The sequence below is a fragment of the Streptococcus sp. SM3 genome, assembly GCF_027497875.1.
This window is the reverse complement of sequence record NZ_JAJNSA010000089.1, coordinates 1-10,258: the sequence shown is the minus strand read 5'-3', so window position 1 is coordinate 10,258 and position 10,258 is coordinate 1. Positions and strand designations below refer to the sequence as shown.

Sequence of the window (10,258 nt, the reverse complement as noted above, 5' to 3'; positions counted from 1 at the left end):
CCATTAAAGCGGCACGCGAGCTGGGTTCAGAACGTCGTGAGACAGTTCGGTCCCTATCCGTCGCGGGCGTAGGAAATTTGAGAGGATCTGCTCCTAGTACGAGAGGACCAGAGTGGACTTACCGCTGGTGTACCAGTTGTCTTGCCAAAGGCATCGCTGGGTAGCTATGTAGGGAAGGGATAAACGCTGAAAGCATCTAAGTGTGAAACCCACCTCAAGATGAGATTTCCCATGATTTTATATCAGTAAGAGCCCTGAGAGATGATCAGGTAGATAGGTTAGAAGTGGAAGTGTGGCGACACATGTAGCGGACTAATACTAATAGCTCGAGGACTTATCCAAAGTAACTGAGAATATGAAAGCGAACGGTTTTCTTGATTTGAATAGATATTCAATTTTGAGTAGGTATTACTCAGAGTTAAGTGACGATAGCCTAGGAGATACACCTGTACCCATGCCGAACACAGAAGTTAAGCCCTAGAACGCCGGAAGTAGTTGGGGGTTGCCCCCTGTGAGATATGGAAGTCGCTTAGCTCTAGGGAGTTTAGCTCAGCTGGGAGAGCATCTGCCTTACAAGCAGAGGGTCAGCGGTTCGATCCCGTTAACTCCCATTTAAGCGGGTGTAGTTTAGTGGTAAAACTACAGCCTTCCAAGCTGTTGTCGCGAGTTCGATTCTCGTCACCCGCTTTGAACTTTGTTCAAATTACATTACCAAGTTTTTAACTTGGGCGCGTAGCTCAGGTGGTTAGAGCGCACGCCTGATAAGCGTGAGGTCGGTGGTTCGAGTCCACTCGTGCCCATAAAGTTTGGTCCGTTGGTCAAGGGGTTAAGACACCGCCTTTTCACGGCGGTAACACGGGTTCGAATCCCGTACGGACTATTTTGGAGGATTACCCAAGTCCGGCTGAAGGGAACGGTCTTGAAAACCGTCAGGCGTGTAAAAGCGTGCGTGGGTTCGAATCCCACATCCTCCTTTTGTATTAACGCGGGATGGAGCAGCTCGGTAGCTCGTCGGGCTCATAACCCGAAGGTCGTAGGTTCAAATCCTGCTCCCGCAATAAGGCTCGGTAGCTCAGTTGGTAGAGCAATGGATTGAAGCTCCATGTGTCGGCGGTTCGATTCCGTCTCGCGCCATTTATATATTTTGGAAGGGTAGCGAAGAGGCTAAACGCGGCGGACTGTAAATCCGCTCCTTCGGGTTCGGGGGTTCGAATCCCTCCCCTTCCATTTTACGGGCATAGTTTAAAGGTAGAACTAAGGTCTCCAAAACCTTCAGTGTGGGTTCAATTCCTACTGCCCGTGTTAATAGAATTATGGCGGGTGTGGTGAAGTGGTTAACACACCAGATTGTGGCTCTGGCATGCGTGGGTTCGATCCCCATCACTCGCCTATTTTATATTATTGGGGTATAGCCAAGCGGTAAGGCAAGGGACTTTGACTCCCTCATGCGTTGGTTCGAATCCAGCTACCCCAGTTACTATTTGCCGGCGTGGCGGAATTGGCAGACGCGCTGGACTCAAAATCCAGTGTCCGCAAGGACGTGCCGGTTCGACCCCGGCCGCCGGTATAGTATAGAGTTAAGGAACGTTGTAAATCTTCGTTCCTTTTTATATTATTTTTGGTATAATAATAGTTATTCAAATTTTATTTAGATTATGAAAGTGTAGGGAAGTATGTCTCGTTCTATCGATTTATTAAAACATCGGTATTTAAAAAATATTAAAGAAAATCCTGAATTGTTTGTCGGGATTGAGTTGGAATATCCTGTTGTAAACTTGGAAGGGGATGCTACAGATGTTGAAGTTATCAAGTATTTATTCCGATATTTAGTTTCTTCTTTTGATTTTACTGTCGAAAAGGTAGATGATTTTGGGAATCCTATCCAGTTAGTAGATCCAGTAAGTCAAGATGCTATTTTATTTGAAGTTTCCTATACTACGATTGAGTTTGCATTTGGTAAGGCTGAAACGATACAAGAAGTTGAAGAACGTTTTAATATTTATATGGAGGCAATCCAGAAGAAGTTAGCTGAATCAAATCATGCTATTGTTGGCTGTGGTATCCATCCCAACTGGGATAAAAATGAGAATTGTCCAGTGGCTTATCCACGCTATCAGATGTTGATGGATTATTTGAATATGAGTAGAAATGTTGCTAAATCAGACTTGCATCATTTCCCTGAATATGGTGCTTTTATCTGTGGGAGTCAGGTACAACTGGATGTTTCAAAGTCTAACTATTTACGAGTGATTAATGCTTTTACCCAAATTGAAGCAGTTAAGGCTTATTTATTTGCAAATTCTGAGTTTTCAGGTGAGGATTGGGATACGAAAATTTCAAGGGATATTTTCTGGGAAGAATCGATGCATGGTATCTATCCAGAAAATGTCGGGGTCAATGCTAGACTCTTTAAAGATGAGGATGATTTTTTTGATTATCTAGATCATTCTGCAATTTTTACTGCGGAACGTGAAGAACAAACCTATTATTTTTATCCCATTCAGGCAAGCGAGTACCTGACTACACCTGAAATCCAAGCATATTCGCTTAATGGGGATGAGATTATTATTTATCCTCAAGAGAAGGATTTTGAAACCCATCGTAGTTATCAGTACCAAGACTTAACGACTCGCGGAACAGTTGAGTTTCGTAGTGTGTGTACTCAACCTCTAGATAGAACCTTCGCTTCAGCAACTTTTCACTTAGGATTGTTGGTTAATTTAGATAAGTTAGAAGCTTACTTAGAAACAGCACCTTTCTTTAAAGAATTTGGTCGTGATTACAAGTTTTTAAGACGGGAATTTTCTAAAAAAAATCTTATAGCTGAGGAAAAAACTGCGATTATTGAATTTTCCAAAGATTTACTCCTTCTAGCTGAGGAAGGACTGGAGATGAGAAATAAGCAAGAAATGACCTACTTACAGCCTTTGAAAGAAGAATTGAGCCTATAATTTCTCTTGTAAAAGGAGAATTTTCTGAAAAATCATGATATAATGGATGAGACTATAGATAAAGGATAGAGAGTAATGACATTAGTTTATCAATCAACGCGTGATGCCAACAATACAGTAACTGCTAGCCAAGCAATTTTGCAAGGTTTGGCAACGGATGGTGGTTTGTTTACACCGCTTACTTATCCAAAGGTAGATTTGGATTTTGACAAATTGAAAGATGCTTCTTATCAGGAAGTTGCTAAGCTTGTTTTGTCAGCATTTTTAGATGACTTTACAGCTGAAGAGTTGGACTACTGTATCAACAATGCCTACGATAGCAAGTTTGATACTCCAGCTATCGCACCATTAGTGAAATTAGACGGACAATACAATCTGGAGCTTTTCCATGGTTCAACAATTGCCTTTAAGGATATGGCCTTGTCTATTTTGCCATACTTTATGACAACAGCTGCTAAGAAGCATGGTTTGGAGAACAAGATTGTCATCTTAACAGCGACATCTGGTGATACTGGGAAAGCTGCTATGGCAGGGTTTGCGGATGTGCCTGGAACTGAGATTATTGTCTTTTATCCAAAGGATGGTGTCAGCAAGGTACAAGAGTTGCAAATGACCACTCAGACTGGTGATAATACTCATGTTATCGCCATTGATGGTAACTTTGACGATGCGCAAACAAATGTGAAGCATATGTTTAATGATGTGGCTCTTCGTGAAAGATTAGAGGCCAACAACTTGCAATTTTCATCTGCAAACTCTATGAATATTGGTCGTTTGGTGCCACAGATTGTTTATTATGTTTATGCCTACGCTCAGTTGGTTAAGACTGGTGAGATTGTGGCTGGTGATAAGGTCAACTTCACAGTACCAACAGGAAACTTTGGAAATATCTTGGCTGCCTTTTATGCTAAGCAAATTGGTCTTCCAGTTGGCAAATTAATCTGTGCTTCAAATGACAACAATGTTTTGACAGACTTTTTCAAGACACGTGTTTACGACAAGAAACGTGAGTTTAAAGTGACTACTAGTCCATCTATGGATATTTTGGTATCTTCAAACTTGGAGCGTTTGATTTTCCATCTTTTAGGTAATGATGCGGTTAAAACAGCTGAACTCATGAATGCCTTGAACAAGCAAGGACAATATGAGTTGACAGACTTTGATGCAGAGATTCTTAATCTCTTTGCAGCTGAATATGCGACTGAGGAAGAAACAGCGGCAGAAATCAAGCGTGTTTATGAGTCAGATTCTTATATCGAGGATCCACATACGGCGGTTGCCTCGGCAGTTTATAAGAAATACCAAGCGGCTACTGGCGATGTGACTAAGACAGTGATTGCTTCAACAGCGAGTCCATACAAGTTCCCAGTGGTTGCAGTAGAAGCTGTAATTGGAAAATCAGGGCTTGGCGACTTTGAAGCCTTGGCTCAATTACATGATATTTCAGGAGTGGCAGTGCCGCCAGCAGTTGACGGGCTTGAAACAGCTCCTGTTCGTCATAAGACAACTGTTGCAGCAACAGACATGCAAGTAGCGGTTGAGGCTTATCTAGGACTTTAAGACAGAGGGAGTAAACTCGGTTGGGAAACCAACTGAGTTTCTTTTCATCAGGAGGAAGGATTGTTTAAGAAAAATAAAGACATTCTTAATATTGCCTTACCAGCTATGGGCGAAAACTTTTTGCAGATGCTCATGGGGATGGTGGATAGTTACTTGGTAGCCCACTTGGGCTTGATAGCTATTTCGGGTGTATCAGTAGCTGGTAATATTATCACGATTTACCAGGCGATTTTCATCGCTCTGGGGGCTGCTATTTCCAGTGTTATTTCAAAAAGTTTGGGGCAGAAGGATCAATCTATGCTAGCCTATCATGTGACTGAGGCGTTGAAGATTACCTTATTATTAAGTTTCCTTTTAGGAGCTTTGTCCATCTTCTCTGGGAAAGAGATGATAGGACTTTTGGGGACGGAGAGAGATGTAGCTGAGAGTGGTGGACTCTACCTATCCTTGGTAGGCGGATCGATTGTTCTATTAGGTTTAATGACTAGTCTGGGAGCTTTGATTCGTGCAACGCATAATCCACGTTTGCCCCTCTATGTGAGTCTTTTATCCAATGCTTTGAATATTCTTTTTTCAAGTCTAGCTATTTTTGTTCTGGATATGGGGATAGCGGGTGTTGCTTGGGGGACAATTCTGTCTCGTTTGGTAGGTCTTGTGATTTTATGGTCGCAATTAAAGTTGCCTTTTGAGAAACCGACTTTTGGTTTAGATAAGGAACTATTGACCTTAGCTTTTCCAGCAGCTGGAGAGCGGCTTATGATGCGGGCTGGTGATGTCGTGATCATTGCCTTGGTTGTGTCTTTCGGGACAGAGGCAGTGGCGGGAAATGCGGTCGGAGAAGTTTTGACCCAGTTTAACTACATGCCTGCTTTTGGAGTTGCTACGGCAACGGTCATGCTGGTAGCTCGAGCAGTTGGAGAGGATAATTGGGAAAGAGTAGCTAGTTTGAGCAAGCAAACCTTTTGGCTTTCTCTGATTCTCATGTTACCCTTGACCTTCAGTATCTATGCCTTGGGTATACCACTAACTCATCTCTATACGACTGATTCTCTAGCGGTGGAGGCTAGTGTGCTAGTGATACTTTTTTCACTACTTGGTACTCCTATGACGATAGGAACAGTCATCTATACAGCAGTCTGGCAGGGTTTGGGCAATGCTCGGCTTCCCTTTTATGCGACAAGTATAGGAATGTGGTGTATCCGCATTGGAACAGGATATCTGATGGGGATTGTGCTTGGTTGGGGCTTGCCCGGTATTTGGACTGGAACCCTTTTGGATAATGGTTTTCGTTGGTTATTTCTACGTTACCGTTACCAGCGTTATATGAGCTTGAAAGGATAGGGAATGCAAAAAACAGCTTTTATTTGGGATTTAGACGGGACTTTATTGGACTCTTACGAAGCGATTTTGTCAGGGATTGAGGAAACTTTTGCTCAGTTTTCTATTCCTTATGATAAGGAGCAGGTGAGAGAGTTTATCCTCAAGTTTTCTGTGCAAGATTTATTTGTGCAGGTGGCAGAAGAGAGAAAGCTGGATGTGGAAGTGCTAAATCAGGTGCGTGCCCAGAGTTTGGCTGAGAAGAATGCTCAGGTAGTTTTGATGCCAGGTGCGCGTGAGGTGTTGCATTGGGCAGATCAAGCAGGAATTCAACAGTTTGTCTACACTCATAAAGGAGATAATGCTTTTACCATTCTAAGAGACTTGGGTTTGGAATCTTTTTTTACGGAGATTTTAACAAGTCAGAGTGGCTTTGCGCGTAAACCTAGTTCAGAAGCGGCTACCTATCTGTTAGGCAAGTATCAGTTGGATTCTGAGAAGACCTATTATATAGGGGATCGGACTCTGGATGTGGAATTTGCCCAGAATAGTGGGATTCAAAGTATCAACTTTTTAGAGTCGACTTATGAAGGAAATCACAGGATTCAAGGGTTAGCAGATATTCCTTATATTTTTGGGGATTGGGAACGATAAGATTGTGTCAGTTTTGTGACAGAGACCTAACAAACTATTTCAAGTAACCAAGTTTGTTACAAGGAATGGACAGTTCTGTTAAATAGGCTCAAGAGGGCTTTTTTTCTGCATTTTTTGTGTTATGATAGACAGGTACTCATTTGAAAGGAATAGGAAAGAATGAAGAAAAGAATATTATTAGCTTCAACAGTAGCCTTGTCATTTGCCCCAGTATTGGCAACTCAAGCAGAAGAAGTTCTTTGGACTGCACGTAGTGTTGAGCAAATCCAAAATGATTTGACTAAAACGGATAACAAAACAAGTTATACCGTTCAGTATGGTGATACCTTGAGCACTATTGCAGAAGCTTTGGGTGTAGATGTCACAGTTCTTGCGAATTTGAATAAAATCACCAATATGGACCTGATTTTCCCAGAAACTGTTTTGACAACGACTGTCAATGAAGCTGAAGAAGTAACAGAAGTTGAAATCCAAACTCCTCAAGCAGACTCTAGTGAAGAAGTGACAACTGCGACAGCAGATTTGACAACCAATCAAGTGACGGTTGATGATCAAACTGTTCAGGTTGCAGACCTTTCTCAACCAATTGCAGAAGCTCCAAAAGCGGTAGAAAATACAAGTACAAAAGAAGTAGCAACAAATTCAGAAGTTGCAGAGACAGTTGCTACTGCAGAAGAAGTGGCACCATCTACAGAGACTTCTGTCTCAGAGGAGCAAACAGCCGAAACAAGTAGTGCAGTTGCAGAAGCAGCTCCTCAGGCAACGACTCCAGCTGAGAAAGAGGAAACACAAGCAAGTTCCCAAGCTGAATCAGCAGTGAAAGCAACTACAACGCCAGTAGAAGAAAAGGTAGCCGAAACAACTGCAACAAGTTCAGAAGAATCAAAAGAAGTAGCCTCATCAAATGAAGCTACAACAGCAGTTTCTACTTATCAACCAGAAGAGGCGAAAACAGTTTCAACAACTTACGCGGCTCCAGCTGCGCCCGATTACGCTGGACTGGCAGTAGCGAAATCTGAAAATGCTGGCCTTCAACCACAAACAGCTGCCTTTAAAGAAGAAATCGCCAACTTGTTTGGCATCACATCCTTTAGTGGTTACCGTCCAGGAGACAGTGGAGATCACGGAAAAGGTTTGGCTATCGACTTTATGGTACCAGAAAGTTCAGAACTAGGGGATAAGATTGCGGAATACGCTATTCAAAACATGGCCAGCCGTGGAATTAGTTACATCATCTGGAAACAACGTTTCTATGCTCCATTCGATAGCAAATATGGGCCAGCTAATACTTGGAATCTAATGCCAGACCGTGGTAGCGTGACAGAAAACCACTATGACCACGTTCACGTTTCAATGAATGGATAAACCAGACTCTGTCATATAATTTTTACGAATGAGATCTAGCTTTCATGATAGGAAGCGAGTCTCGTTCGTTTTTTCTTTGTCAATTTGAATGGGAAGTTACCATCTTGTAATAATCCAAGCAACATTCTTGCAATCTATTTTACTTCGCATTATAATTGATGAGTCAACTATTGATAAATCAATTAAAAGGAGAAAGAAATGATAGAGATTCAAGATTTGCTTTATCAACTCCGCTTGTCTGAGCAAGCGAGTACGCAATTGTTTGAAAAAAGGCTTGGGATTAGTTTGACACGGTATCAGATTTTATTATTTTTGCTGAAGCATTCCCCTTGTAATCAAATAGCGGTTCAGGAGCGTTTGAAGATTGATCAGGCCGCCTTGACACGGCATTTCAAGATTTTAGAAAAGGAAGGTTTGGTGGAGCGTCATCGTAATCCTGAAAATCAGCGGGAAGTGTTGGTAGAGGCTACGAAGTATGCCAAGGAGCAGTTAGTGGTGAATCCCCTTCGGCAACATATCAAGGTTAAGCAAGAGATGGAAAGTATCTTAACAGAGTCTGAAAGAACAGAACTCAGCCGTTTAGTAAACAAATTGGTTTTGGGTATTGAGAATATAGAAATTTAAGGAGAAGTAGATGTCAATTATTACAATTATTTTAGCAACAATCGTTGCTTTGGAGCATTTTTACATTTTTTATTTGGAAAGTATTGCAACGCAATCAGAAGCGACTAGTCGTGTCTTTAACATGGACAAGGAAGAATTGGCTCGTCCGTCAGTAAGTTCATTGTTTAAAAATCAAGGGATTTATAATGCTTTGCTAGGAGTCTTTCTCTTGTATGGAATTTATTTCTCACAGAATTTAGAAATTGTGACTATTTTTGTTTTATTTGTGATTGGTGCTGCGGCTTATGGCTCTCTCACAGCAGATAAGAAAATTATTTTGAAGCAAGGCGGACCAGCTATTTTGGCCTTGATTAGTATTTTTCTCTTTAAATAAGTTCAAAGGTCAATCTTAGTCTCTCTAGTCCTTTTCACTCCAGAATAAGGGAAATATGTTATACTTGTTTTTAAGAAAAAAGTCTCATTGAATTTGTTTTGAGGAGTTAGAAATGAAAGTATTAGTGACAGGTTTTGAACCCTTTGGAGGGGAAAAGGTTAATCCAGCCTTGGAGGCCATTAAAGGTTTACCATATGAAATCCATGGTGCTGAGGTCCGTTGCTTAGAAGTGCCGACAGTCTTTCACAAATCGGCCCAAGTATTGGAAGAAGAGATGAACCGTTATCAACCTGACTTTGTCCTCTGTATCGGCCAAGCAGGTGGAAGAACCAGCTTGACACCTGAGAGAGTAGCTATTAATCAAGACGATGCACGCATTCCTGATAACGAAGGTAATCAGCCGATTGACCTTCCCATTCGAGCGGATGGTGCTTCGGCCTACTTTAGTAGTTTGCCGATTAAAGCGATGGTTCAAGCTATAAAAAAAGAAGGTTTGCCGGCCTCTGTTTCCAATACGGCAGGGACTTTTGTCTGCAATCATTTGATGTATCAGGCCCTCTATTTGGTAGAAAAGAAATTTCCACATGTTAAGGCAGGTTTTATGCATATTCCTTATATGATGGAACAGGTGGTGAATCGACCGACTACTCCAGCTATGAGTTTAGTGGATATTAGGCAAGGGATAGAAGCGGCAATCGGCGCCATTATAGAACATGGAGATGAGGACCTCAAGTTGGTAGGCGGAGAAACTCATTGATAGAAAAAAGCTTGAGGGAAAACCTTCAAGCTTTTGGACGTTTGCGAGCCAATACTGCTCGGTAAAAAATCATTTTATTGATTTGAATGTAGGGTAGGAGTGAGAAACTAGCAATTCCAAAGGTAATCCAATTGAGGAAATACCAAGGAAGGAGTTGTAAGTCTAGGACAAAGCGCTGAAATTTGTAACCTTTCATTAAGAAACGGCTTGTTTTAAGTATTTGCCCTGGTTTGGCTTGTCCTAAATCTAGAGTATCACAGAGGAGAAATTCTACCTGTGAATAGGCATAATATTGTGGGATATAGAGACTATTTCCGACAATCATCAAGAGGATACTTGCTAGAAAATAGAGACCAAAGGTCATGAGGAAACGTTCAGTTTCAACTGACGTGAGATCCAAATTAGGAAACTCAGGGTGAAGGGCAACGAATTTCTTTGCTAAAAAGCTACTGTAAAAGAGGAAGTAAATCCCGAGCAAACTAGGAATGCTCCATAAAAAGAGATAGAAGCGTTTGAGAAGGAGAGTTAAAAAAGTTTGTGAAAAGTACTCTTCGTTAAAGAGAGTGAGACTATTTTTGACGGATAGTTCTGTATCTGGATTCTTGATGAGTTTCAGAGTTGTATAAACTGAACTGGTTAGAAGTATCGTCCCGACAA

The 10,258-nt window shown here is 41.6% G+C and carries 9 protein-coding genes, 12 tRNA genes and 2 rRNA genes; 22 read left to right on the top strand and 1 reads right to left on the bottom strand.

What is annotated here, in order from left to right; translation table 11 throughout:
• The 22 genes from PAN06_RS11055 to pcp all read left to right on the top strand — a co-directional run.
• Nucleotides 1-342 (top strand): 23S ribosomal RNA (locus tag PAN06_RS11055); the annotation flags it as partial.
• A gap of 76 nt (nt 343-418) precedes the next feature.
• Nucleotides 419-534, top strand: a 5S ribosomal RNA gene (gene rrf / locus PAN06_RS11050).
• Between the two features lie 4 nt (nt 535-538).
• Nucleotides 539-611 (top strand) — tRNA-Val (locus PAN06_RS11045).
• 5 nt (nt 612-616) lie between these two features.
• A tRNA-Gly gene (locus PAN06_RS11040) sits at nt 617-687 on the top strand.
• 39 nt (nt 688-726) lie between these two features.
• Nucleotides 727-800 (top strand) — tRNA-Ile (locus PAN06_RS11035).
• A gap of 8 nt (nt 801-808) precedes the next feature.
• Nucleotides 809-880, top strand: a tRNA-Glu gene (locus tag PAN06_RS11030).
• A 4-nt stretch (nt 881-884) separates the two neighbouring features.
• A tRNA-Ser gene (locus PAN06_RS11025) sits at nt 885-974 on the top strand.
• Between the two features lie 10 nt (nt 975-984).
• A tRNA-Met gene (locus PAN06_RS11020) sits at nt 985-1,058 on the top strand.
• A gap of 3 nt (nt 1,059-1,061) precedes the next feature.
• Nucleotides 1,062-1,134 (top strand) — tRNA-Phe (locus PAN06_RS11015).
• Nucleotides 1,135-1,146: 12 nt separating this feature from the next.
• A tRNA-Tyr gene (locus tag PAN06_RS11010) sits at nt 1,147-1,227 on the top strand.
• Between the two features lie 4 nt (nt 1,228-1,231).
• Nucleotides 1,232-1,302, top strand: a tRNA-Trp gene (locus PAN06_RS11005).
• Nucleotides 1,303-1,316: 14 nt separating this feature from the next.
• A tRNA-His gene (locus PAN06_RS11000) sits at nt 1,317-1,389 on the top strand.
• A gap of 13 nt (nt 1,390-1,402) precedes the next feature.
• Nucleotides 1,403-1,474: transfer RNA gene (locus PAN06_RS10995), tRNA-Gln, on the top strand.
• 9 nt (nt 1,475-1,483) lie between these two features.
• Nucleotides 1,484-1,567, top strand: a tRNA-Leu gene (locus tag PAN06_RS10990).
• 106 nt (nt 1,568-1,673) lie between these two features.
• Entirely contained in the window at nt 1,674-2,951 is a 1,278-nt protein-coding gene (locus PAN06_RS10985; RefSeq protein WP_269796326.1) for a gamma-glutamylcysteine synthetase, read from the top strand.
• 75 nt (nt 2,952-3,026) lie between these two features.
• Entirely contained in the window at nt 3,027-4,511 is a 1,485-nt protein-coding gene (gene thrC / locus PAN06_RS10980) for a threonine synthase (RefSeq protein WP_269796325.1), read from the top strand.
• A 60-nt stretch (nt 4,512-4,571) separates the two neighbouring features.
• Nucleotides 4,572-5,852, top strand: coding sequence for an MATE family efflux transporter (locus PAN06_RS10975; RefSeq protein ID WP_269796324.1), 1,281 nt, complete (start codon nt 4,572-4,574; stop codon nt 5,850-5,852).
• 3 nt (nt 5,853-5,855) lie between these two features.
• The gene (locus PAN06_RS10970; protein ID WP_269796323.1) at nt 5,856-6,482 is read left to right on the top strand and encodes an HAD family hydrolase; all 627 of its coding nucleotides are present in this window, start codon (nt 5,856-5,858) and stop codon (nt 6,480-6,482) included.
• Nucleotides 6,483-6,641: 159 nt separating this feature from the next.
• Nucleotides 6,642-7,847, top strand: coding sequence for a LysM peptidoglycan-binding domain-containing protein (locus tag PAN06_RS10965; RefSeq protein ID WP_269796322.1), 1,206 nt, complete (start codon nt 6,642-6,644; stop codon nt 7,845-7,847).
• Between the two features lie 198 nt (nt 7,848-8,045).
• Nucleotides 8,046-8,471, top strand: a complete 426-nt coding sequence (locus PAN06_RS10960) for a MarR family winged helix-turn-helix transcriptional regulator (RefSeq protein WP_269796321.1) — start codon at nt 8,046-8,048, stop codon at nt 8,469-8,471.
• 10 nt (nt 8,472-8,481) lie between these two features.
• On the top strand, nt 8,482-8,844 hold the full coding sequence (locus tag PAN06_RS10955) for a DUF1304 domain-containing protein (protein ID WP_269796320.1): 363 nt from the start codon (nt 8,482-8,484) through the stop codon (nt 8,842-8,844).
• A gap of 112 nt (nt 8,845-8,956) precedes the next feature.
• On the top strand, nt 8,957-9,601 hold the full coding sequence (pcp, locus tag PAN06_RS10950; RefSeq protein WP_269796319.1) for a pyroglutamyl-peptidase I: 645 nt from the start codon (nt 8,957-8,959) through the stop codon (nt 9,599-9,601).
• A 25-nt stretch (nt 9,602-9,626) separates the two neighbouring features.
• Here pcp and PAN06_RS10945 read toward each other — a convergent pair.
• The coding region (locus tag PAN06_RS10945; RefSeq protein WP_269796318.1) for a DUF975 family protein at nt 9,627-10,258 on the bottom strand (632 nt) is incomplete at its 5' end.

Excerpts from the sequence above, each read along its gene's own strand:
- PAN06_RS10985 (WP_269796326.1), top strand. The coding sequence starts at position 1,674 with ATGTCTCGTTCTATCGATTTATTAAAACATCGGTATTTAAAAAATATT.
- thrC (WP_269796325.1), top strand. The coding sequence starts at position 3,027 with ATGACATTAGTTTATCAATCAACGCGTGATGCCAACAATACAGTAACT.
- PAN06_RS10970 (WP_269796323.1), top strand. The coding sequence starts at position 5,856 with ATGCAAAAAACAGCTTTTATTTGGGATTTAGACGGGACTTTATTGGAC.
- PAN06_RS10965 (WP_269796322.1), top strand. The coding sequence starts at position 6,642 with ATGAAGAAAAGAATATTATTAGCTTCAACAGTAGCCTTGTCATTTGCC.
- PAN06_RS10960 (WP_269796321.1), top strand. The coding sequence starts at position 8,046 with ATGATAGAGATTCAAGATTTGCTTTATCAACTCCGCTTGTCTGAGCAA.
- PAN06_RS10955 (WP_269796320.1), top strand. The coding sequence starts at position 8,482 with ATGTCAATTATTACAATTATTTTAGCAACAATCGTTGCTTTGGAGCAT.
- pcp (WP_269796319.1), top strand. The coding sequence starts at position 8,957 with ATGAAAGTATTAGTGACAGGTTTTGAACCCTTTGGAGGGGAAAAGGTT.